18 protein-coding genes are annotated in these 24,262 nt (G+C 66.2%); 9 read left to right on the top strand and 9 right to left on the bottom strand.

Annotation, left to right across the window (positions count from 1 at the left end):
* Nucleotides 1-153 precede the first annotated feature (153 nt).
* The 7 genes from LJ656_RS10625 to LJ656_RS10595 all read left to right on the top strand — a co-directional run bounded on the left by LJ656_RS10625 (nt 154) and on the right by LJ656_RS10595 (nt 11,409).
* Nucleotides 154-2,808, top strand: a complete 2,655-nt coding sequence (locus LJ656_RS10625) for a ligase-associated DNA damage response DEXH box helicase (RefSeq protein ID WP_230509361.1) — start codon at nt 154-156, stop codon at nt 2,806-2,808.
* Complete coding sequence (gene pdeM / locus LJ656_RS10620) at nt 2,805-3,467, top strand: ligase-associated DNA damage response endonuclease PdeM (protein ID WP_230509360.1); 663 nt, start codon at nt 2,805-2,807, stop codon at nt 3,465-3,467. The genes LJ656_RS10625 and pdeM overlap by 4 nt, the downstream gene beginning before the upstream one ends.
* A gap of 318 nt (nt 3,468-3,785) precedes the next feature.
* Entirely contained in the window at nt 3,786-5,924 is a 2,139-nt protein-coding gene (locus LJ656_RS10615; protein ID WP_230509433.1) for a ribonuclease E domain-containing protein, read from the top strand.
* Between the two features lie 764 nt (nt 5,925-6,688).
* The gene (locus tag LJ656_RS10610; protein ID WP_230509359.1) at nt 6,689-7,153 is read left to right on the top strand and encodes a hypothetical protein; all 465 of its coding nucleotides are present in this window, start codon (nt 6,689-6,691) and stop codon (nt 7,151-7,153) included.
* 130 nt (nt 7,154-7,283) lie between these two features.
* Nucleotides 7,284-8,672, top strand: a complete 1,389-nt coding sequence (locus LJ656_RS10605) for an FAD-binding oxidoreductase (RefSeq protein ID WP_230509358.1) — start codon at nt 7,284-7,286, stop codon at nt 8,670-8,672.
* Between the two features lie 384 nt (nt 8,673-9,056).
* On the top strand, nt 9,057-9,647 hold the full coding sequence (locus tag LJ656_RS10600; protein WP_075297412.1) for a BPSL1445 family SYLF domain-containing lipoprotein: 591 nt from the start codon (nt 9,057-9,059) through the stop codon (nt 9,645-9,647).
* 274 nt (nt 9,648-9,921) lie between these two features.
* Nucleotides 9,922-11,409, top strand: coding sequence for a SulP family inorganic anion transporter (locus LJ656_RS10595; protein ID WP_230509357.1), 1,488 nt, complete (start codon nt 9,922-9,924; stop codon nt 11,407-11,409).
* A gap of 63 nt (nt 11,410-11,472) precedes the next feature.
* Here the strand turns inward: LJ656_RS10595 and LJ656_RS10590 are convergent, their stop codons facing one another.
* The gene (locus LJ656_RS10590; RefSeq protein ID WP_230509356.1) at nt 11,473-13,035 is read right to left on the bottom strand and encodes a methyl-accepting chemotaxis protein; all 1,563 of its coding nucleotides are present in this window, start codon (nt 13,033-13,035) and stop codon (nt 11,473-11,475) included.
* 115 nt (nt 13,036-13,150) lie between these two features.
* Nucleotides 13,151-13,690 carry a YbaK/EbsC family protein gene (locus LJ656_RS10585; RefSeq protein WP_230509355.1) on the bottom strand — a complete coding sequence of 180 codons (540 nt, stop codon included), beginning with the start codon at nt 13,688-13,690 and terminating at the stop codon, nt 13,151-13,153.
* Between the two features lie 244 nt (nt 13,691-13,934).
* On the opposite strand from LJ656_RS10585, the gene LJ656_RS10580 reads away from it, so the two are divergent.
* Complete coding sequence (locus tag LJ656_RS10580) at nt 13,935-15,275, top strand: YihY/virulence factor BrkB family protein (RefSeq protein ID WP_230509354.1); 1,341 nt, start codon at nt 13,935-13,937, stop codon at nt 15,273-15,275.
* A 471-nt stretch (nt 15,276-15,746) separates the two neighbouring features.
* Entirely contained in the window at nt 15,747-16,931 is a 1,185-nt protein-coding gene (locus LJ656_RS10575) for a porin (RefSeq protein WP_230509353.1), read from the top strand.
* Between the two features lie 113 nt (nt 16,932-17,044).
* On the opposite strand, the gene LJ656_RS10570 is transcribed toward LJ656_RS10575, so the two are convergent.
* The 7 genes from LJ656_RS10570 to pdxR form a co-directional block, all read right to left on the bottom strand.
* Nucleotides 17,045-17,917 carry a proteasome-type protease gene (locus LJ656_RS10570; protein ID WP_230509352.1) on the bottom strand — a complete coding sequence of 291 codons (873 nt, stop codon included), beginning with the start codon at nt 17,915-17,917 and terminating at the stop codon, nt 17,045-17,047.
* Between the two features lie 68 nt (nt 17,918-17,985).
* Complete coding sequence (locus tag LJ656_RS10565; RefSeq protein WP_230509351.1) at nt 17,986-18,171, bottom strand: hypothetical protein; 186 nt, start codon at nt 18,169-18,171, stop codon at nt 17,986-17,988.
* A gap of 3 nt (nt 18,172-18,174) precedes the next feature.
* A complete protein-coding gene (locus LJ656_RS10560) occupies nt 18,175-18,975 on the bottom strand; it encodes a transglutaminase family protein (protein WP_230509350.1) in 801 nt (266 codons plus the stop codon).
* A 12-nt stretch (nt 18,976-18,987) separates the two neighbouring features.
* Entirely contained in the window at nt 18,988-19,938 is a 951-nt protein-coding gene (locus LJ656_RS10555; RefSeq protein WP_230509349.1) for an alpha-E domain-containing protein, read from the bottom strand.
* An 87-nt stretch (nt 19,939-20,025) separates the two neighbouring features.
* The gene (locus LJ656_RS10550) at nt 20,026-21,435 is read right to left on the bottom strand and encodes a circularly permuted type 2 ATP-grasp protein (protein WP_230509348.1); all 1,410 of its coding nucleotides are present in this window, start codon (nt 21,433-21,435) and stop codon (nt 20,026-20,028) included.
* Between the two features lie 465 nt (nt 21,436-21,900).
* The gene (locus LJ656_RS10545) at nt 21,901-22,353 is read right to left on the bottom strand and encodes an HU family DNA-binding protein (protein WP_230509428.1); all 453 of its coding nucleotides are present in this window, start codon (nt 22,351-22,353) and stop codon (nt 21,901-21,903) included.
* A 388-nt stretch (nt 22,354-22,741) separates the two neighbouring features.
* Nucleotides 22,742-24,232 carry a MocR-like pyridoxine biosynthesis transcription factor PdxR gene (gene pdxR, locus LJ656_RS10540; protein ID WP_230509347.1) on the bottom strand — a complete coding sequence of 497 codons (1,491 nt, stop codon included), beginning with the start codon at nt 24,230-24,232 and terminating at the stop codon, nt 22,742-22,744.
* Nucleotides 24,233-24,262 lie beyond the last annotated feature (30 nt).

Raw genomic sequence — 24,262 nt, 5'->3', positions numbered from 1 at the left:
CGCGGTCGAGGAGAGAACGGTTGCGGCCAGCAAAGCAACGAGTGATTTCAAAGCAAGTCTCCAGTTGGGTGAGTCGGGTCATTGTAGCGGATTGGCTGCGAGCGACCCGCCGGCCTATCAATCCAATACATCTGTAAATCAGGAGCGCTTTCGATGACCGAGCCGGCCGATCCCGACGCCCCTCTCTCGCCGCCCGGCAGTGCCGGTGCAGACGCCGACGCCGATCGACCGCGCCGCGCGCCGCGTCCCCGGCGCATTCCGCGCAGCCGCGCACAACAGGCGCGGCTCGATGCACGCAAAGCCGCTTTCGAGCCGCTGCCGTTTCCCGCTTATCCACCTGACGACGCCGCCGCGCAGCGTCCGTTCGCGGACAAACTCGACGCATGGTTCGCCGCACGCGGCTGGCAGCCTTTCGAGTTTCAACGCGAAGTGTGGCGCGCGCTCGGGGACGGCTCGAGCGGCCTGCTGCATGCAAGCACCGGCGCCGGCAAGACGTGGGCGGTCTGGTTCGGCGCCCTCGCCGCGTTCACGCGCGACGTGCCGGCCGCGCGCAAGCATCCGCAGCCGCTGACCGTGCTATGGATCACGCCGATGCGCGCGCTCGCCGCCGACACCGCGCGCGCATTGCAAAGCTCGGCGGCCGAACTCGCGGTGCCGTGGAGCGTCGGCCTGCGCACCGGCGATACTTCGTCGTCCGAACGCGAACGACAGAACCGGCGCATGCCGTCGGCGCTCGTCACGACACCCGAGAGCCTCACGCTGATCCTCACGCGAGCCGACGCGCGTGACGTGCTTGCGCAGGTGCGGCTCGTGATCGTCGACGAATGGCACGAACTGCTCGGCAACAAGCGCGGCACGCAAACCCAGCTCGCACTCGCGCGACTCACGCATTGGCGGCCCGCTTTGCAGGTGTGGGGGTTATCGGCGACGCTCGGCAATCTGGAATTTGCGGCGCAAGTTCTGCTCGCTCCGGTGACGACGCCGCGCGTCAGCGTGCACGGCGCGCTGCCGAAGACCCTGATCGTCGACACGATCATTCCCGACACGATCGAGCGCTTTCCGTGGGGCGGTCATCTGGGAACGCGCCAGGTCGATGCGGTTGCGCGCGCGCTCGACGGCGCGCGGACCTCGCTCGTCTTCACCAATACGCGCTCGCAATGCGAACTCTGGTATCAGGCGCTGCTCGACGCGCGTCCCGAATGGGCCGGATTGATCGCGCTGCATCACGGCTCGCTCGATCAGTCGGTCCGCGAATGGGTTGAACTCGGCCTGAAAAACGGCGCTTTAAAAGTCGTTGTGTGTACTTCGAGTCTCGATCTCGGCGTCGACTTTCTGCCGGTCGAGCGGATCTTCCAGATCGGTTCGCCGAAAGGCGTCGCGCGTTTGATGCAGCGCGCGGGCCGCTCCGGCCATGCGCCCGGCTTGCCGTCGCGCGTGACGATCGTGCCGACGCATGCGCTCGAACTGGTCGAGGCGGCCGCCGCGCGCGAAGCGGTCGAACAGCGGCAGATCGAAAGCCGCGATACGCCGGAAAAGCCATTCGACGTGCTGGTCCAACATCTGGTGACCGTGGCGATCGGCGGCGGCTTCGATGCACGCGAGCTATTCGACGAAATTGTGCATACCTATGCATATCGGCATCTGACGCAGGCGGAATTCGATTGGGCGCTCGGCTTCGTCGAGGGCGGCGGCGCGACGTTGCGCGCGTACCCTGACTATCATCGGGTCGCGCGCGACCACGACGGCTTCTATCGTGTGCCGCGCAACGATCTCGCGCGACGGCATCGCAACAACATCGGCACGATCGTCGCGAACGGCACGCTGAATGTCGCGTATCTGTCCGGCGGCCGGATCGGCGCGATCGAAGAGTCGTTCATCGCGCGGCTCAAACCCGGCGACGTCTTCACATTCGGCGGCCGCGCGCTCGAACTGATTCGCGTGCAGGACATGACCGCCTGGGTGCGGCGCGCTAGTTCGGCGCGCGGCGCGATGCCGCAGTGGGCGGGCAGCCGCATGCCGCTGTCGTCGGAACTCGCGGATGCGACGCTGACGATGCTCGCGCGCGCCGCGCACGGCATTTACGACGAACCTGAAATGCGCGCGGTTCAACCGCTGCTCGAATTGCAGCGGAAATGGTCGGCGTTGCCCGAACCGGGCGTACTCGTGATCGAATTGCTGAAGTCGCGCGAGGGGCAGCACTTCTTCTGTTATCCGTTCGCGGGACGGACCGCGCATATCGGTCTCGGCGCGCTGCTCGCGTGGCGGGTCGCGCGCGACAGTCCGGGCACGTTTTCTATTTCGATGAACGACTACGGTTTCGAATTGCTTTGCTCGCAGGCATTCGATTGGGACGCGCAGTTGCATAGCGGTCTGCTTTCTCCAGAGGGACTCGAGCATGACATTCTCGCCAGCCTGAATTCGTCCGAACTGTCGTTGCGGCGCTTTCGGGAAATAGCGCGGGTCTCCGGACTTGTGTTTCAGGCCCACCCCGGACAGCAGAAAAGCGCGCGGCAATTGCAGGCGTCGAGCGGACTTTTCTATGAGATCTTCCGGCAACACGATCGCGGCAATCTACTGCTCGGCCAGGCCGATACCGAAGTACTGCTACAGGAACTCGACGTGCGGCGCATCCGGATGGCACTCGAACGGATGAATGCGAGTCGCGTCGTGCTGACCCGGCCGAAAAAGCCGACGCCGTTTGCGTTTCCGTTGATCGTCGGCCGCCTGCGGGAGAAAGTGAGCACCGAGAAGCTCGCGGACCGGGTCGAACGGATGCTCGCCGAACTCGAAAAGGCGGCGCAACGATGACGCCGGCGTCGCTCGCGATTGAAATCGCTTCCCATCCGCTCGTGCTGTCGAGCTTGCGCGCGAGTTTCGATCCGCGGCTGCGTGCGCTCTTTATCGCCGATGCGCATTTCGGCAAGGACGCGGTATTTCGCGCACGCGGCATTCCGGTGCCGACGGGTTCGACCGCGGACAATCTGCTGCGAATCGATCGACTGATTGCCGAATACGAACCGGCGCTGCTGGTGTTTCTCGGCGACCTGCTGCACGCGCGCGAATCGCTGTCGACGCTCACGCTCGATGCGTTGCACGCGTGGCGCGCGCGGCATCCGTTATTGCGGGTGGTACTGGTCGAAGGCAATCACGACCGGCATGCGGGTCGCTTACCGCTCACGCTGGACGTCGAGCATGTGCGCGAACCGTGGCTTATCGGGCCGTGGGCGTTGTGTCATCACCCGCGCGCGGTCGAGCACGCGTATGTACTCGCCGGGCATGTGCATCCGGTGTATCGGCTGGCGACACGGACCGATTCGGTGCGAGTGCCGTGCTTCCGTTTTAGCAGTGGCTGCGGGGTACTGCCCGCGTTCGGGAGTTTTACCGGAGGCGCGCGGGAAACCGGACGGGTTGCCGGCGAGCGCGTTTTTCTAGTGGTGCAGGAGAAGGTGATCGAACTGCCGGGGTGAGTGGACGGGCGCGGCCGTCCGCCTGGGTGACTGGTTCGGACTGCTTTGAGTGCTGTGTTGAGTGGTTCTTTCAGGACTTCTTTTGGTGATTCTTTTCGCGGTTCTTTTAGTACTTCTTTTGGTAGTGCTTTTAGTTCTTCGCGTGGTAGCTCGTTTGGGGCTTCTTTTGGTGCTTCTTTTGGTGCTTCTTTTGGTGCAGCCATTGCCGCAGTCCGATTGCCGCGCTGCTTCGGGTGGAGTGGCATGGAGGCCGGCTTGCGCCGGCCTCCACGTTCGCCGGAAGCCCCCGGTCGCAGGGGGCTTCCGGCACACCGGTTAGTGGTTGCTGCCGCCGTGGCCGCCGCCGTAGCCACCACCGCCGTGGCCACCGTTGCCGAAGCCGCCGAAACCACCGCCGCGACCGCCGTTGCCGAAGCCGCCGTTCCCGAAGCCGCCGCCGAAGCCTCCACCGTGGCCGCCATTGCCACCGTTGCCCGGTCCGCCGTTGCCTTGGCCTCCGCCAGCGCCTTGGCCTCCGCCGTTGCCTGGACCACCGTGACCGCCATGGCCACCGTGACCGCCATTGCCGCCTTGGCCGCCTTGGCCGCCTTGGCCGCCTTGGCCGCCGCCGGGACCACCATTGCCCTGGCCGCCTCCGTTGCCACCTTGGCCTCCGCCGCCGGGACCGCCGTTGCCCTGGCCTCCGCCGTTACCGCCTTGGCCTCCACCTCCGGCACCGCCGTTGCCCTGGCCTCCGCCGTTACCGCCTTGGCCTCCGCCGCCAGCACCGCCGTTGCCCTGGCCTCCGCCGTTACCGCCTTGGCCTCCGCCGCCAGCACCGCCGTTGCCCTGGCCTCCGCCATGGCCGCCTTGGCCTCCGCCGCCAGCACCGCCGTTGCCCTGGCCGCCTCCGTTACCGCCTTGGCCTCCGCCTCCAGCACCACTGTTGCCCTGGCCGCCGCCGTGGCCTCCCTGACCTCCACCGCCGGCACCACTGTTGCCCTGGCCGCCGCCGTGGCCTCCCTGACCTCCACCGCCGGCACCACCGTTGCCCTGGCCACCACCGTGGCCGCCGTTACCTTCGCCACCACCGCTGCCGCCGTGGCCTCCGGTTCCGGAACCGCCATTGCCCTGGCCGCCGCCGTGCCCGCCGTTGCCCTCGCCACCATTTCCACCGTGGCCACTGTTGCCTTGGCCACCACCGTCTCCACCGTTGCCGCCGTGGCCGCCGCTGCCCGGACCACCGCTGTGGCCATGGCCACCGTCACCTTGGCCGCCCGTACCGTGGCCGCCGTCACCATTGCCGCTGGGGCCGTGACCGCCATCGCCACCGCTGTGGCCGTGACCGCCATCACCATGGCCGCCATCGCCGCCGCTGTGACCATGACCGCCATCTCCGTGGCCACCGTCACCATCGCCGCTGTGGCCGTGACCGCCATCTCCGTGGCCGCCGTCGCCATCGCCGCTGTGGCCGTGACCGCCATCTCCGTGGCCGCCGTCACCGTCACCGCTGTGACCATGACCGCCATCTCCGTGGCCACCGTCGCCATCGCCGCTGTGACCATGACCGCCGTCACCATCGCCGCTGTGACCATGACCGCCGTCACCATCGCCGCTGTGACCATGACCGCCGTCGCCATCGCCGCCATGACCGTGACCGCCGTCGCCATCGCCGCCATGACCATGACCACCGTCGCCATCGCCGCCATGACCATGACCGCCGTCGCCATCGCCGCCATGACCATGACCGCCGTCGCCATCGCCGCCATGACCGTGGCCGCCGTCGCCATCACCGCCATGACCATGACCGCCGTCGCCATCGCCGCCATGACCGTGACCGCCGTCGCCATCGCCGCCATGACCATGACCACCGTCGCCATCGCCGCCATGACCATGACCACCGTCGCCATCGCCGCCATGACCGTGACCGCCGTCGCCATCGCCGCCATGACCGTGGCCGCCATCGCCATCACCGCCATGACCATGACCGCCATCGCCATCGCCACCATGACCGTGACCGCCATCGCCATCACCGCCATGACCGTGACCGCCGTCGCCATCACCTCCATGACCATGACCACCGTCGCCATCGCCGCCATGACCATGACCACCGTCGCCATCGCCACCATGACCATGACCGCCGTCACCATCACCGCCATGACCATGACCGCCATCGCCATCGCCATCACCGCCATGACCGTGGCCATGGTGTCCACCGTGGCCATGGTGTCCACCATGCCCACCATCACCGCCACCGCTATCGCCACCGCCATCACCACCACTACCGCCGTTATCGCCTCCACCACCACCGCTATCACCACCGTTATTACCGCCACCATCACCACCGCTACCGCCCTTTCCCGACCCGTTATCCCCGCCGCTGTCACCGCCGCCGCCAGCGCCGCCACCGCCATCGCCACCAGCGCCGCCACCACCACTCCCGCCCTTCCCTCCCGAACCCACTCCGCCCGATCCTGAGTTCGCCGAACTATTTCCATTGCCCGCGCCGGCACCGGCGCCCGCCGACGGCGTCCCGCCGAGCGCCGCCGCAACGGCGGTGGCGCTGTTCCCTGGCGCGGCGCCTCCCTGCGACGTGCAGCCGGGACCGCCGCCGGACGGGCAACCGCCGCGCGCCTGAGCAACGACCATCACATTCGAATTGGCGGCGTCGCCGTCGGACCCCGCTGTCGTGGTTTGCGCGCCCGCCATCGCCGCATAAAGACTAACTGCCACGGCCAAAGCCGCTCTGCGCGTCCCCAATATCCACGCATCCCCGCGTTGCTTTTTCATTTCCTTCTCCTGATTATTTCATCCGGAACGACCGGTCCAATAACGAGTCAGATCTCCCCCTGAAAGGGAAAACGAAAACTCGAAAGCCACCGACTTCGCTTCGCGCGAATTAATCCCGTCGCACTCCGCTCTTCTCTCGCGGAAAATCCCCGGTCCGATTTGGCGTAATTCGAGAGAATCGGTTGGCTGTGCGCGCGCTCGATCGATAGCGCGACACAGCAAGGCTTGATGGACGTTGAAGTTATGCGGAGCGCAATTGCGCCACCGTGCGCTAACCCACGCAATGCAATAGCGCCGCGGCGCTCACGTGAGCGCCGCGAGCGGGCAATCCGGCATCGTTAATAGCAACATCGGCTGAAAGGGCCGCTTAAAGCTATCTTCATACGTGCGATTAAAACTATTCGCACCGAGGCAGTCGAATCAATCGCCTCTATTCAACCAGGCGTTTCCCCGTGGCAAATCGGCGATTTATCGAACCACGCATTAATTCATGTGCTTTTCCGCACATAAAAAATAAAACAGGAAAAGCCAATGATCGCAATCCCACAGACAGCGCAAACAAAAACATCGAAACGCGCGCGCATATCGCCGCACTCAGGAAATTAATGGCGATGCGCGTAAAAAAACCGTCATGCGGCGTGCGTTGGCCCACACTCGCGGGACGCATCGAACGCGCGCGCCGGCCGCGTCGCGCGAAAAACAGCGACGGCAGCAGCCGGGAACGCAACGCAGCGCAATGCAGCGCAAAGTGTTGCGGCCCGACCACCAGCACCGCGCACAACCAACACTGCTATTTCCGGAGTGCTTCCACCATCGGCGGCCGTACGCATCGGCACGGCACCGGAGCATGCCCCGCAAGCCGGCCGGATGCGCGCTCGCGCCTGATCGCCCGCGGCCGCGGGTATACCAGTGTTTGACTTCCGCGCGCCGCCCCGTTTACTGGACGCAGTCCAAGCTCTCGAATCGCTTTCACGCATCTCCCGCCATTTAGTCTGGCCTGCTGATTACTTTCCCGCGAGCGTCTTCTTCCCTTCGATGAGGTACACCATGGTTACGGTTTCCAGCAGCGCGATCGACGAATTCAAAGCGGGCCTGCGCGGCCAGCTTCTGCTACCCGACAGCACGGACTTCGACGCGGCACGTCACATCTGGAATGCGATGATCGATCGCTCGCCGGCGATGATCCTGCGTTGCGCCGGCGTCGCCGACGTACGCCGCGGCATCGAGTTCGCGCGCATCAACGGCCTGCCGCTGGCGATTCGCGGCGGCGGCCACAACATCGGCGGCAGCGCGTTGTGCGACGACGGACTGGTGCTGGACATGTCGGCGATGAAATCGGTGCGCATCGATCCGCAAGCGCAACGCGCGTACGTCGAACCGGGCGCGACGCTGCACGATTTCGATCACGAAGCGCAGGCCTTCGGACTCGCTACCCCGCTCGGCATCAACTCGACGACCGGCGTCGCGGGTCTCACGCTCGGCGGCGGCTTCGGCTGGCTGAGCCGGCGCTATGGGATGACGGTCGACAACCTGGTCGGCGCCGATGTCGTCACCGCCGACGGCGAATTGCGGCGCGCGAGCGCCACGCAAAACGACGACCTGTTCTGGGCGATCCGCGGCGGCGGCGGCAATTTCGGCGTGGTCACGCAATTCGAGTTCGCGCTGCATCCGGTCGGGCCGCTCGTCTACGGCGGCCTCGTGGTGCTGCCGTTCGCCGAAGCGAAACAGGCGCTGCTGAAATACCGCGCGGCGGCGCCCGCGATGCCGGAAGAACTGGCCGTGTGGGCGGTCGCGCGGCTCGCGCCGCCGCTGCCGTTCCTGCCGCCCGAGGTGCACGGCAAGCCGGTGCTGGTGTTCGCGATGTGCTTCAACGGCCCGGTCGAAAACGGCCCGGCGGCCGTCGAAGCGGTGCGCGCTTTCGGCACGCCGGTCGGCGAGCATCTGGGCCCGATGCCGTACGAAATGTGGCAACAGGCGTTCGATCCTCTGCTCACTCCGGGCGCGCGCAACTACTGGAAGTCGCACAATCTCGGCGCGATCGACGACGGCCTGATCGACGCGCTGATCCAGGCGATCGAGACGCTGCCGTCGCCGCAATGCGAGATCTTTTTCGGCCTGATCGGCGGCGCGACGCAGCGCCCGGCCCCCGACGCGACCGCTTATCCGAATCGCAACACGCTCTACGGGATGAACGTGCACGGCCGCTGGGACGACGCGCGCGACGACGAGCGCTGCATCGCATGGGCGCGCGAGTTCTGCGACGCGACACGACCGTTCGCGCTCGGCAGCGTGTACGTGAACTTCATGACCGAAGAGGAAAGCGGACGCATCGCGGAAGCGTATGGCCCGAACTATGACCGGCTGGTCGAGGTGAAGAACCGCTACGACCCGCACAACCTGTTTCACCACAACCAGAACATTCGCCCGACGGTATAGCGGTAACGCGGACACAGCCGGCGCATAACGGGCTAATGGCGTGCGTCGCGCCCAAGCGCCGCATGCCGCACGAAAACCGGCCGGCGCGCGAAGGCCCGCGCCGCGCCCGGGCTATTCCCCAACCGCTCGCCAACTCATGCCCGCATTCGCGCGCCGCCCGCCCCGGCCGGCGCGCCGACAGGCATGCAAGCTGCTGCGTCGACCCCGGCGCCCGTGCGTGACGGGCGCCGCCGCGCGCTATTGCCGCTGCGACAAGCGGCCGGCGTGCGGAACCTCCCGCACGCAAATGCGCACAAACGCAAGCGGGCGACACCGCCGCACTCTCCTGTAACGTACAAAAAAGAAAGTACAAAACGCGTTGGAAACGCAAAAAGGAAAACACTCATGCGCAGACGACAGTTCATCATGACCGGCAGCGCTGCATTGGCCGTCGCGGGCCTCAGCCTCACCGGTTGCACGACGACTTCGCCGTCCTCGAGCGCCTCGCCCGCCGCCAACGCCGGCAAGCGCGACACGATCAACGCGGGCATCGACTCGACGCTCGCGCGTCTCTATGAAAACGTCGACGGCTCGCGCGAACTGGTCGCGAAAGCGCGCGGCGTGCTGGTGTTCCCGTCGGTGATCGCGGCCGGCTTCTGGGTCGGCGGCCAGTATGGGGAAGGCGGCCTGCGCGTCGGCGGCCGCACGGTCGGCTACTACAGCACCGTCGCCGGTTCGTTCGGATTGCAGATCGGCGCGCAGTCGAAGGCGCTGGTGTTCCTTTTCATGACCCAGGAGGCGCTCGACGAATTCCTGCGCAGCCAGGGCTGGGCCGTCGGCGCCAATGCGACGGTTGCGGTGCTGAAGGTCGGCGCGAACGGCGCGGTCGACTCGTCGACCGCGACCGGTCCGGTGCAGGCCTTCGTCCTGACCAACGGCGGGCTGATGGCCGGGGTGTCGCTCGAAGGCACCAAGGTGTCGCGGCTGATTATCTGAACGGCCGCCGGGCCGAACGCGTGGTCCCGCGCCCGCGCCGCGGACAACGGGGGCCACGCCCACTCGACTCATCGTACTGCTGTAAAATCCACGCCTTTCGCAAACCGCCCGCGCCCCGCGGGCTCCCCTTTGCGCAGCCTGTGCGCCGCCCGGCAAGATCGCTGCGAGGCGAGGAAATGCCAGGGGATGCTACGCAATTCCAACCAATCGCAGCCCGCGCCGGCCACGCTCACGCCAGTCGCCGGCATCGCCCGCTCGCTCGCCCCACGACAACATGAACACCGCTAGTCCCCTCTCCGGATCGCCCTCGCGGCTCGCCGGCATCCGCAGCAATGTGCTCGCCGGCCTGACCTCGTCGTTCGCGCTGGTGCCCGAGTGCATCGCATTCGCGCTGGTTGCTCATCTGAATCCGCTGATGGGCCTGTATGGCGCGTTCTTCATCTGCACCATCACCGCGCTGTTCGGCGGCCGGCCCGGGATGATTTCCGGCGCGGCCGGCTCGATGGCGGTCGTGATCGTCGCGCTGGTGGTCGAACACGGCGCGCAGTATCTGCTCGCGACCGTGATCCTCAGCGGTCTGTTGATGGTGCTGTTCGGCGTGTTGCGGCTCGGCAAGCTGATCCGCATGGTTCCGCATCCGGTGATGCTCGGTTTCGTCAACGGTCTGGCGATCGTGATCGCGAGCGCGCAGTTCGCGCACTTCAAGGAACTCACGCCGCACGGCGAGCAATGGCTGCACGGCGCCGCGCTCGCGACGATGGCCGCGCTCGTCGCGCTGACGATGGCGATCGTCTATCTGCTGCCGCGTATCACGCGCGCGGCGCCGCCGGCGCTGGTCGCGATCGTCGGTGTGGGGCTGTTCACGCAGTTGCTGCATCTGCCGACCCGCACGCTCGGCGACATGGCGCACATCGCCGGCAATCTGCCGACGCCGAGCCTGCCCGCGGTGCCGCTGACGCTCGACACGCTGCACATCATCCTGCCGTACGCGGTGCTGATCGCGATCGTCGGTCTGCTCGAAACGCTGCTGACCTTCAATCTGACCGACGAGATCACCGAAACGCGCGGTCGGCCCAATCGCGAATGCATCGCGCTCGGCGCGGCCAATATCGCCTCGGGACTGTTCGGCGGGATGGGCGGTTGCGCGATGATCGGCCAGACCATGATCAATCTGAATTCGGGCGGCCGCACGCGGCTGTCGGGGATCGTCAGCGGCGCGATGATCCTGCTGTACATCCTGTTCCTGTCGCCGCTGATCGAGCGGATTCCGCTCGCGGCGCTGGTCGGCGTGATGTTCGTGGTCGCGCAGCAGACCTTCGCGTGGGGCTCGCTGCGGGTGCTCGGCAAGGTGCCGCGCAACGACGCGCTGGTGATCGTCGCGGTGACGATCATCACGGTGTGCGCCGATCTGGCGATCGCGGTGATGTGCGGGATCGTGATCGCGGCGCTGAACTTCGCTTGGCAGCATGCGCGCGAGATTCACGCGCACGCCGAGCATCGCGACGATCACAAGACTTATGTGCCGCGCGGCACGCTGTTTTTCGCGTCGACCACGCGCTTTCACGAGCTGTTCGATCCGCTGGCGGATCCGGCCAGCGTGACGGTCGATTGCAGTCATCTGCTGCTCGCCGATCATTCGGCGCTCGCTGCGTTGCAGGGACTGGCCGAACGTTATCGCAAGGCCGGCAAGCAGTTGCGGATGAAGAATCTGTCGGAGCGCAGCCGGCAATTGCTGAGCCGCGCGGGGATCGCGCTCGCGTGATGCGCGGGCGGAAATGAAAAAGGCGGCGCGAGTCGGCGCCGCCCGCACTAACGATAACTACGACTACGCACGCTGCTCCGGCAGCGTGAATACGGCAATGGCCGCCGTCAGCTGCCCGGTCTGCGCCTTCAACACGTCGGCCGCCGCGCTTGCCTGTTCGACCAGCGCCGCATTCTGCTGGGTCGTCTGATCCATGCTCGCGACCGCGATATTGACCTGCTCGATACCGGACGTCTGCTCGGCCGACGCCGCGCTGATCTCGCCCATGATGTCGTTTACGCGACGCACCGCCTGCACGACTTCCTGCATCGTTTCGCCGGCGCGGCCCACATACGCGGAGCCGCCCGAAATCTGCGCGGCCGATTCCTCGATCAGCGCCTTGATCTCCTTGGCCGCCGCCGCGCTGCGCTGCGCGAGCGTGCGCACCTCGCCCGCGACCACCGCGAAGCCGCGGCCTTCCTCGCCGGCGCGGGCCGCTTCGACCGCCGCGTTCAACGCCAGAATATTGGTCTGAAATGCGATCCCCTCGATCACGCCGATGATGTCGCCGATCCGGTGCGACGACTGCGAGATGCCGCGCATCGTGTCGATCACCTGGCCGACCACCTCGCCGCCGCGCGCCGCGGTCTCCGACGCGTTGTGCGCGAGCTGGCTCGCCTGGCGCGCGTTATCGGCGTTCTGGCGCACGGTCGCGGTGATCTGCTCCATGCTCGACGCGGTCTCGCCGAGCGCGGCCGCCTGCTGCTCGGTGCGGCGCGACAGGTCCGAGTTGCCGGCGGCGATCTCGTTCGATACCGACGCGATCAGCGTCGCGCCGCCGCGAATCTGCTCGATCGCGTGCGCGAGACGCTGCTGCATGCGCCGCATCGCGGCGAGCAGGCTGGTGTTGTCGCCGGCCTTGGTGTCGACCACCACGTCGAGGTCGCCGTCGGCGATCCGCGTCGCGATCTGCGCCGCGTAGGCCGGCTCGCCGCCGAGCTGGCGCAGGATGCTGCGCAGGATCACGCCGATCACCAGCGACACCAGCGCGCACAACACCGCCATCGCGACGAGGTACTCGATGAGGGTCCGGTAGAACAGCGTGTCGATGTCGTCGACATAGACGCCGGTCACGAGCAGCCAGCCCCACGGCTTGAAAAAGCGCATGTAATTGATCTTCGGCGCGAGCGCGGTCGAGCCCGGCTTCGGGAACTGCAGATGCACGATCGACTCGCCGTCGCGTTGCGCGAGGTCCGAGCCCTCGGCGAACACGTGACGGCCGCTCGGATCGACCACGCCGGTCATGTCCTGGCCTTCGAGCTCCGTGCGCACGCCGTGCATCAGCACCTTCGAGTGGCTGTCCTCGATCACCACGTAGCCGCCGGCGCCGTTGTAGCGCATCACCCGCAGGTCTTCCATCGCGGCGCGCTGCGCGTCCGCGAGCGGCATCTTGCCGGCCGCGGCCTGGGTCTGATAGCGCTCGATCACGCTGGTCGCGACGCTGATCACGCTGCGCAACTGCGCTTCGCGGTCGGCAATCATCGTTTCGCGCGACTTGTATGCGCCCCACAGGCCGATCGCCAGAATGCCCATGCACATCACCGCGAGCGCGAGCCAGAGCCGCACCTTCAGGCGAAACCGTTCCATCTTCCGTATCCCTCTCAGAATGGTTCGACGGCCGCCGCGCGAGCGGGAGCCGCAAACGTTTTGTGTCGTTGCAGGGATTAACGGCGGGAAGACGGAAAACTTCAGGGCCGGCGCGTCACTGCGGCGGCAGCGTCAGCGCGGCGACCTCGCAGCGCGGCCATTGCCGCAGCAGCCCGGGCGCCAGCAACAGTTTGGCCGCACGCACGCCGGCGCCCATCACAACCTGTTGACGCTCCATCACCGCGGCGTCGACCAGAATGCGCCAGTCGGCCGGCAAGCCGAACGCGGTGATGCCGCCGAACTCCATTCCGCTATGCTCAACCGCCGCCTCGCGCTTCGCGAACGACAGCCGCTGCGCGCCGAGCGCGGCCTTCACCGCGCCGTTGATGTCGAGCCGCCGCGAGCCGAGCGACACCAGCGCCGCATAGTGCTCGCCGCCGTCCTTCTTGTAGCGGACCACGATGGTGTTCGCGCAGTCTTCGAGACCGAAGCCGTAGCGCTCGCTGAAGGCGGCGGTATCGGACGCGTCGGCGCTGACACCGAACACCGTGACGCCCTGCGCGGGCAATTGTTCGACGACGTGTGCGGGCAAATGCGCGCCCCACTGCTCGGGCGCAATGACGTCCAGTTGCTGGATCAGTTCGTGCGAATGCATGGCGATATTAATGAGAGAGGAACCGCTGCATTCTAGCGGCCGCGCGCCCCGTCGGCAGCGCCGCCCCGCGCCGCCGCGGGCCTGTGCGGGAGCGGGCGGCGCGCGCCGGTTAACTTGTATAGTGACGGGCACAAGCTTTGCGAAAGCCTCGGCAATAACGACGCCAACGCGACCGCCAATTCGAACGCCAATTCGACCGCCAACGCGACCGCCCACGAGGCACCGACATCGTAGAGATACGCTCATGGACATCGACTCCCTTTCCCGCGAGAACCTGCAGCACGTGGCTCGCCAGCAGGCCAACTGGGCGATTGGCGCACTCCGGCAGTTTTCCGACAACCGCTGTCCGGCGCTGGCCGCGAGCATCGCGTTCTACGCGGCGTTCTCGCTTGCGCCGACGCTCGTGATGGTGATCGCGGTGGCCGGCTGGTTCTTCGGCCCGGCCGCCGCGCGCGGCGAACTGTACGGCCATATCAACGGCCTGATCGGCGACCAGGCCGCGGCCGGGGTGCAGACCATCGTCGAAAACGCGCATCACGCGGGCGCCAAAGGCGGCATCGCGGCGGTGATCTCGTTCGCGTTGCTGGCGATCGGCGCATCGGCGACGTTCTCGTCGCTGAACAGCGCGCTCAATATCGTGTGGCCGTACGAAGGACCACGCACCTCCAGCGTGCTCGCGCTAGTGCGGGTGCGGCTGATCTCGTTCGGACTGGTGCTCGGCGTCGCGTTTCTGCTGATCGTGTCGCTGGTGCTCGATACGATCATCGTCGCGATCGGCAACTGGCTATGGGGCGACTCGCCGTACGTGATCATCGGCAATCTGCTGCAACTCGGCGTCGGACTGCTGGTGCTGATGTTCGCGTTCGCCGGCCTGCTGAAGTTCCTGCCCGATGCACGCGTGCAATGGCGCGACGCGCTGGTGGGCGGGATCGTCGCGGCGGTGCTGTTCACCGCCGGCAAGAAGCTGTTCGCGCTGTATCTCGCGCATGCGGGGATGGCCAGCTCGTTCGGCGCGGCCGGCTCGCTCGCGGTGCTGCTGATGTGGCTGTACTTCTCGGCGCTGGTGCTGCTGCTCGGCGCGGAGTTCGCGGCGGCGCGCGGGCGGCTGCACGATCCGCGCGGCGGCTGGGGGATGCAGACCAGTTCGCCGCCGGGCAGCCGCGCGAAACTCGCGTCGGTGCTGGCGGCGTCGACGGTCGCTTCGGATGCCGGCGCGCGCGCCGAAGCGCTGGCCGGCCGCGCGGGCGAGCGGCGCGCGGCGGGGCTTTCGGCTGAAGCGGCAGCGGGCGCGGCAGCCAGCGCTGCCGGCGTCTCAGCCGCGGAGCTAGCGGCGGCGGCCTCGCGGGCTCGCGCGCGCAGCCGCGCTTCCACCCATGCCACAGCGGTGGAACTCGCCCGCAAGATGATCGATGCCGAAGCGCAGGCGACCCGGCTCGCCGCTACCGCGCTCATCGAAGCGCGCCGTCAGGCGCGAGCCGCCGACCACTACGTGCGGCGCAACCCGTGGACTTCGGTCGCGCTCGCGGCGGCCGCCGGCCTGACCGCAGCCGCGGCGGTCGCGCGCCGCGCCGCGAGCAGGCGCTGAGCCGACAGCGCGTTGCTTCAGGCCGAAGATGGCGACACGGCTAGCCCGGTCGCCCACCTCACGCCAAGCCATCCTCGATTCCCCGCGGCGGTTGCACCGACCGCCGGCACCGATTGCGCGCACGCATAACAGGCCGAGTCTGTCCAGCCTGGCTAGTCATCTCCCCGGCAGATCCGTTTACATGGCTGTTACCCCGCCGCGCGCGTAACTAGACGACAAACTTACATCCGCCCTTCAATTCAGTTGCGCAAACGCGGTCATTCGTCGAGTCACTATCGACGAAACAACAATAATGCGGCTTGCATCAACAAATGTTGCGAAAACAGAAACAATTCTTGATGGGCTTTAAATACAAGGCCTTGCGCGAAATGTCGGTTTTTAGAGACAGTCTTTTTTTTCCTCTACTGTCCGTTTCAGGCAGTGAGCTATTCTGCTTTCCGCAACAACGAACACTAATCGCGTGGAGAAATGATGAAACGAATCGCACTGTCTACCCTCTCGCTGGCGCTGCTCGGCGTCACCGGCATGGCACACGCGCAAAGCAGCGTGACGCTTTATGGTTTGATCGATGAATCGGTCCAGTACGTGAACAACGCTACCCCGAAGGGCGGTAGCCTCGTGCAACTGTTCGGCGGCAACCTCCAGGGTAATCGTTTCGGCCTGAAAGGCACGGAAGACCTGGGTGGCGGCCTGAAGGCAATCTTCCAGTTGGAAAACGGCTTTGACATCAACACCGGCAAGCTGGGTCAAGGCGGTCTGATGTTCGGCCGTCAGGCATACGTCGGTCTGGCTAGCGACGCATTCGGTACGTTCACGGCCGGCCGTCAGTACGACCCGCTGGTCGACATGGTCCAGCCGCTGACCGGCGACAACTACTTCGGCAGCACGTTCGCTACGCCGGGTGACGTCGACAACAACGACAACAGCTTCCGCGTCAACAACGCGCTGAAGTACGTTTCGCCGGTGTTCGGCGGCTTCCAGGTCGAAGGCCTGTATGCACTGGGTGGCGTCGCGGGCTCGACCGGTTCGGGTCAGACGTGGTCGGGCGCGGCAACCTTCGCGACCGGTCCGATCAGCGTCGCCGGCGGCTACCTGCACGCCGACAACGCGCACTCGCCGGCTACCCGTGCTGCTGCTGGCGGCTGGGCAGGCACGGCAGGCGGTACGTTCGATTCGAACTTCCCGGCCGCAGCCGGCATCAACTCGGCTTACGCCGCATCGAAGTCGATCGGCATCGCTTCGGCAGCGATCCAGTACGTGACGGGCCCGTTCACGGGTAACCTGTCGTACAGCAACGCACAGTACAAGCCGGACGCAAGCTCGGGCTTCGCGACGACGCAGAAGTTCAACGTCGGCCGTGTCTACCTCGGCTACCAGGTCACGCCGGCAGCACTGCTGGGCCTCGGCTACGCATACACGCGCGGCACGGGCGACGCAACGGCAACGTACAACCAGGTTTCGCTGGGCGCGGACTACTCGCTGTCCAAGCGTACCGACCTGTACGCAGTCGGCGCATGGCAGCACGCGAGCGGCGAACAGCGTAACCCGACGACCGGCGGCCTCGAAGGCGCGACCGCTTCGATCGGTTCGTACGGCAACCAGTCGAGCACGAGCAACCAGGTCATGGTCAGCGTCGGTATCCGTCACAAGTTCTAAGCGGACTTTCAGCGGAACCCGCTGCGCGGCTGACGAGCCGCGCAGCCGAAAACCAGCCAAAGGCATTGCCGATGGCTGGTTTTTTTTCGTCTCGAGGTTGTGGGGCTTCGGGCCTAGCGCCGCTGCGCCTTGCCTTTGTCGGCCTGCGCGAGCGTCTGCGCGGGCGCCAGATCGCGTTCGTGCTCGCGCCCGTCCGCGCCGACCGGCGCGTGATATAGCACCAGCGCGCGCTCCGGGTGCTGCGGCGCGTCGCCCAGCGACTGCTGCCAGTCAGGGTCCGGAATCTCGGCGAACACCTGGCGCAGCCGCTCGCCCCACGTGCGGTGAATCATGTCGAAGTACGCGTTGTCGCGATCGATCGACACGAAGCGCGTGACGCGCAGCGCATCCTTCTCGTACACCAGCAGATCGAGCGGCAGCCCCACCGACAGGTTCGAGCGCAGCGTCGAGTCCATCGAGATCAGCGCGGACTTGGCGGCCTCGCCGAGCGGCGTGGACGGCGTCAGCACGCGGTCGATGATCGGCTTGCCGTACTTCGCCTCGCCGATCTGGAAATACGGATTCACCGCCGACGCCTCGATGAAATTGCCGGCCGCGTAGATCATGAACAGGCGCATCCGGTTGCCCGCGATCTGGCCGCCGAGAATGAAGCTGCAATTGAAGTCGACGCCGAACTGCTGCAACGGGTCCGCCTCGCGCTGGTGCACGCGACGCACCGCGTTGCCGACCACGCGCGCGGCATCGGCCATCGTCGGCACGCTCCATAGCGTCGGCTGCCCCGGCTCGGCGGGCTCGGACAACTCGTGCAGCACCGCCTGGGTCAGCGACAGATTGCCGGCGCCGAGCAGCACCAGCAGGCGCTCGCCCGGCTGCTCGAACACCGACATCTTGCGCGCGGTGCTGATGTGATCGACGCCCGCATTGGTGCGCGTGTCGGACAGGAACACGAGGCCGTCTTCAACGGCCATCGCTACGCAGTAAGTCATGGGCAATCCGCAGGAAGCAAAGAGACGGGGCTATTGTAATGCGGCGCCGGAGCGCCTTTTATCCGTGTTTACGGACTTCTTTGCGCGTTTTCGGCCGGTCGCCCGGGCACGATGGTCAGGAATGTCAAATCGCTGAGGAGGTCGAAGCGCGCGCGGCGGGCCGCGATGGCCGCGCCGCGCACCTCGCCGGTTTTCGTCTGCACCCCTACGAAAAATTCGCGCCACGCGTCGCCCCCCCGGGGACGCGTTCGCATGCGTTACTGCGCCTGCTCCGCGCTCACCGTCACCGCCACGTCCAGCTCCTCTTCGAGGCCGCCGATGCGTCGCCCGCGCACCGGCGCCGCGGCTTCGTAATCGCGCGCGACCGCGAGCCGGCAGTAGATCTCGCTGGCGAACGACGCATGCGTGACGTCGATCGAAATCCAGCCCTTGCCGGCGAGCCACACGTCGACCCATGCATGGCTCGCGCCGTGCGGGACGTCGCCCGGTTCGATATAGCCGCTCACGTAGCGCGCCGGCACGCCGCGCGCGCGGCAGCACGCGAGCATCAGATGCGCGTGGTCCTGGCATACGCCGTTGCCGAGCGCGAGCGCTTCGGCGGCGGTACTCGTCACTTCGGTGACCCCGGGACGGTACTGCACCCGCTCGACGATCCGTTCGGCCAGCGCGAGCAGGCTCGCCTGGCTCGCGAGGTCGGGCACCGTCGCGGCGAGTTCGCGGATCGCCGGATCGGCATCGGTCAGCCGCGTCGCGCAGGTGAAATGTTCGAGCGGGATCGGTCCGGGCGGCTCGCGCAGCCAGCCGTCGACGAGCGGCAGCGTGACCACCTCGCCGCTCACGTGCAGATGAATCTCGCTGTGCGGCTTGTTGATGACCAGCGTATGCAGCACGTTGCCGTATGCGTCGAGCGTCGCGTCGAGTTTGCCCGGCGCGTCGATGCTCCAGCGCCGCACCGTCTGCGCGGCGCCGCTCGCCGGCGTCAGGCGCAACTGCTGAATCGAATAATGAACCGTCGCTTCATAGCGATACGAGGTGTCGTGGCGGATCGTCAGATTCATCGTAAAACTCCGTCAGGCGACCGGCAGCATCAGATAGGTCCGCGCGACCAGATTGCCGAGTTCGAATACGCGGGCGAGGAACTGGGTCAGATAGCCGTGCAAACCGCTTTCGAAGATCTGCCGGATATCCGCATACAACAGCTCGGCGCGCAGCTTGCCGGCGAAGCGTTCGCACGCGTTCGAGCCCGGCGTGCGCAGCATCGCCAGATTCGTGCAGACGCCGTCGAGCGACGCGAGCAGCGAGCGCGGCATCTGCTGATTCAGGATCATCAACTCGACCACCCGCGCGGGCGTGACGACGTCGCGATACACCTTGCGATAGATTTCGAGCGCCGACACCGAACCTAGGATCGAGGTCCAGTAATAGAAGTCCTCCAGCTGGCGCGCGGCGTCGCGCGAATTGGGTTCGACGTCCGCGAAACGCACGTCGAGAATCCGCGCGGTGTTGTCGGCGCGCTCCAGATAGGTGCCGAGCTGCGTGAAGAAGAACGCGTCGTCCTGCAACGCGGTGCCGATCGTCACGCCGCGCGACAGATGCGAGCGGAACTTGACCCACTCGAACAGCGCGCCGGGGTTGCCGGCGTCCTGCCCGGACGCGAGCCGCTCGTTGAATTCGAGCCACGTGTCGTTGATGGTTTCCCACCACTCGGTGGTCAGCGTGCCGCGCACCGCGCGGGCGTTTTCGCGCGCGGCCTGCAGGCACGAATGAATGCTCGACGGATTGCTCGCGTCGGCGACCATGAAGTCGAGCACGTGGTCGCGGGTCGCTTCGTCGTAGCGCTGCGCGAACGCGTTTTCGAGTTCGGAGATGCGCAGCACCGAGCGCTGCGCGCGAGCCTCCTGTTCGGGCGTCTGCGGCAGCAGTTGCGCCTTCAGATTGATGTCGAGCATGCGCGCGGTGTTCTCCGCGCGCTCCATATAGCGGGCCATCCAGAAGAGGTGATCGGCGGTTCGGCTAAGCATGACGGCGTTCCATATCGGTGAGCTGGGCGCGCGGTCCTCGCGTCGTTCGCGCAGGACCGGGCGGGTTATCCGGGCGCGGCGGCCGCGTCAGTCGACCATCCACGTATCCTTGGTCCCGCCTCCCTGCGATGAATTGACGACCAGCGAGCCTTCCTGCAACGCGACCCGCGTGAGCCCGCCGGCCACCATCGTGGTGGTCTTGCCGGACAGCACGAACGGGCGCAGATCGATATGGCGCGGCGCGATGCCCGACTCGACGAAGGTCGGACACGCGGACAGCGCAAGCGTGGGTTGCGCGATATAGCCGGCCGGCCGCGCGATTAGCCGTTCGCGGAACGCCTCGACCTCGGCCTTGGTCGACGCGGGCCCGACCAGCATCCCGTAGCCGCCCGCGCCATGCACTTCCTTGACCACCAGCTCGGGCAGATGCGCGAGCGTGTAAGCGAGATCGTCGGGCTTGCGGCACTGGTAAGTCGGCACGTTGTTCAGAATCGGCTGCTCGCCGAGATAGAACTGGATCATGTCCGGCACGTACGGGTAGATCGATTTGTCGTCGGCGATGCCGGTGCCCATCGCATTGGCCAGCGCGACGCGGCCGGCGCGATACGAACTGAGCAGACCCGGCACGCCGAGTGCCGAATCCGGACGAAACGCGAGCGGGTCGAGAAAGTCGTCGTCGACGCGCCGGTAGATCACGTCGACCCGGCGCGGACCCTGGGTGGTGCGCATGAACACGTAGTTGTCGTCGACGAACAGATCCTTGCCCTCGACCAGCTCCACGCCCATCTGCTGCGCGAGGAACGTGTGCTCGAAATACGCGGAGTTGTACATGCCCGGCGTCAGCACCACCACGACCGGATCGTCGACCCCTTCCGGCGCGACCGAGCGCAGCGTATCGAGCAGCAGATCGGGATAATGCGCGACCGGCGCGATGCGGTTCTGCACGAACAGCTCGGGAAACAGCCGCATCATCATCTTGCGGTTTTCGAGCATGTACGACACGCCCGACGGCACCCGCAGATTGTCTTCGAGCACGTAGAACTCGCCGGCGTCGCCGGCCCGCACCACGTCGACGCCCGCGATGTGCGCGTACACGCCGAGCGGCACATCGACGCCCTGCATCTCGGGCCGGTACTGCGCATTGGTATAGACCTGCTCGGCCGGCACGATGCCCGCGCGCACGATGTTGCGCTCGTGATAGACGTCGTGGATGAACAGATTGAGTGCCTGCACGCGCTGTCGCAAACCGGCTTCGAGCGTCTGCCACTCGCTGCGCGGAATGATGCGCGGAATCAGATCGAACGGAATCAGCCGCTCGGTGCCGGACAGGTCGCCGTTCACCGCGAAGGTGATGCCGACGCGCCGGAACAGCAGGTCCGCTTCCGCACGCTTGCGCGCGATCGCGTCGGCGCCCTGCTGTTCGAGCCAACGCTCGAAGCGCGCGTAATGCGGCCGTACGCCATCCTCGTGATGACGCATCTCGTCATAGCATCGCATCTCAGCCCCACTCTTGTTCTGTCAATTGAAGGCGAATGCCATGCGCATTCGGTACTCGCAAACGATCAAGCAAGCGTTATGCCATTGAAGCAATACTGCTGCGGCACGCGGCGATGCACGGCAACGGCGCATCCGGGCCGCTTCGTATCGCAACGATCGATCTGCCGTGGACCATCATGCGCCAGTGCGGTGCGCGTGCGCCATCGGGGCGCACACTATCAGAGCACGAGCGTCGCTGCGCCGATGACCGCGCGCTTCGCTGACGAACTCGCCGTTAGCGTTACGCGCGTCCACGCCACTACGCGTCTACGCAGCGCGCGCATAAAAAAATCCCCGTGGATTCGCATCCACGGGGATCTTCGTGTACCTGCAAGCAGGCGCTAAAACAAGCACTCAAACGTCAGGCAACGTCAAACCTCGCAAGGCCAACGCTATGCCGGCGCCCGGGTGGCGCATGCGACATGCTTAAGCTGCCGCTGCGTCCTTCAGCTTCTTCAGCGCGCGTGCCTTGATGCGCACGCTTGCCGGCTTGGCCGGGAACCAGCGCTCTTCACCCGTGAACGGGTCCTTGCCGAAGCGCTTTTTCTTCGCCGGCACAGCTTGCACGACGATCTTCAGCAGACCCGACAGCGTGAACTCGCCGGCGCCCTTCTTGTGCACCGAGCCGAGGATCGTGTCTTCGAGCGCGGCCAGCACGGCCTTGGCGGTTTTCGGTTCGACTGCGGCGCGTTCAGCAACGTGAGCTGCCAACGAGGCCTTCGTGAAGGTGTCCTTGATCGGCGACGGTGCGCCAGACGCCTTCACGGCGACCTTCTTGGCTGCGACGGCTTTCTTCGCAGGAACTTTCTTTGCAGCAACCTTCTTGGTCGGTACCGGGGCAGCAGCCTTCTTGGCCACCTTTTTTGCGGAAGTCGGCATGTTTCTCCTACCTGTTGTGGTCAGTGAATTGCACGAAGCGCATACCGTATGTGCACGCTTCAACGCCGGATTCTACAAGCGCTCAAGCGATTTGCGTCACTCTTTCGCGCGCCTGATGCAAAAAATGTTGCGCGGCGCCGACTGCTCGATACGTTTTAGCCCCTGTTTTAGCGGCTAAAACGCACGCCGCAGGGTTTTCACCCGGACTACGTAACGCACGTTACAGTTCGTTTCGGGAAAGCTTTTGCGCCGTTCGTCGTTGGCCTCGCGACCTTTTCAGCCCTTGAATCAGGACACTTTTGTCATTTTCGCGAACGTGAAGCGGCTGCCGCCAGGTGTAGCGACGCGCCGCTACTGTCTTTGCGATGCTGGCCGCACACTACGTTTTTCAGCGTGCAAGGCGCGGCAGGATGTCGCCGAGTGTGTTCAACGCGGTATCGATATGCTCGCGCGCGATGCTGCCGTAGCCGAAGATCAGTCCCGCTTGCGGCGCGACCTTGCGATGAAACGGCGCGAGTCCGTAGAGGCCGATCGACGCTTCGCGCGCGGCGGCGACCAGCGCCGCTTCGCCGCGCGACGCGAGCGGTTCCTTCAGGCGCGCGGCCAGATGGATGCCGGCGGTCGGCACGATCGGTTCGAACCACGGCGCGAGCGGCCCTTGCAGATGTTCGAGCAGCAGCGCGCGCCGCGTCGCGTAAGCCTTGTGCATGCGCCGCAAGTGACGCGCGAAGTCGCCGTTCAGCATGAACGACGCGAGCGCGGTTTGCGTGAGCGTGCAGCCGTGGCAATCGCCGATCTGCCGTGCTTTGAGCAGCGGGCCATGCAGCGAAGCGGGCGGCACCAGATAGCCGATCCGCAACTCCGGGAAGATGGTCTTCGAAAAAGTCCCGACGTAGGCGACCAGACCAGCGCGATCGAGGCTTTTTAGCGGCTCCATCGGCCGGCCTTCGAAACGGTATTCGCAGTCGTAGTCGTCCTCGATGATCACCGCGCCGCGTTGCTGCGCCCATTCGAGCAGTTCGACGCGACGTTCGAGGCTCATCGGCATGCCAAGCGGAAACTGATGCGACGGGGTCACGTAAACCAGCCGCGCAGTGTCGGGCAACTGGCTGACGATCAACCCTTCGCGATCGACCGGCACCGGCACCACGCGCGCGCCGCTCGCCATCAGACACGCATGCGCGGGCGGATAGCCGGGATCCTCGACCGCTGCGACGTCGCCGGGCCGCAGCGTGATGCGTGCGAGCAGATCGAGCGCGTGCTGCGCGCCCTGAGTGACGATCACGTCTTCCCAATTACTCGACACCGCGCGGCTGAACGCGAGGTAGCGCGAGATCGCGAGCCGCAATTGCTGGTCGCCGGCCGGTTCGCGATAGGTGCCGGGCGTGCGCGTTTGCGCGCGCAGCGCCTGATTCACGCAGCGCCGCCATGCGTCGAACGGGAACAGCGACTTGTCGGTCGCGCCGCCGACGAAGTCTTGCGGCGAGTCCACCGACGGCCGCGGCAACGGCAGGCTGTCGGGCATCTGCTGCCACAGCGGTTGGGCGCGCGCTGCCGCCGGCGGGCTCGCGGCGGCGACCCGTACGCGCGCGCTGTCGGCCGCGCGCGCGTGCGCGGAGCGCTCGGCCGGCAGGCGTTCGAGTCCATCGGCGACGAAGGTGCCCGAGCCGGCGCGCGCGCTCAAGTAGCCTTCCGACAGCAGCCGTTCGAATACGTCGAGCGTGGTCTTGCGCGATACGCCGAGCTGGGTCGCAAGATCGCGGGTGGACGGCAGACGCGTGCCGCCGGCCAGACGCCCTTCGAGAATGCCGGCGCGCAACTGTCGATAAATCTGTCCGGACAGATCGTGATGACCTTCGACCGCGATGTGAATGTCCATGCGGGGTGGCTACCTTGAATAACGGGGAAA

The organism is Paraburkholderia sejongensis (assembly GCF_020880815.1).
Lineage (GTDB): Bacteria > Pseudomonadota > Gammaproteobacteria > Burkholderiales > Burkholderiaceae > Paraburkholderia > Paraburkholderia sejongensis.
The sequence above is the reverse complement of the archived record's forward strand: the minus strand, read 5'-3'. Positions and strand labels throughout refer to the sequence as shown.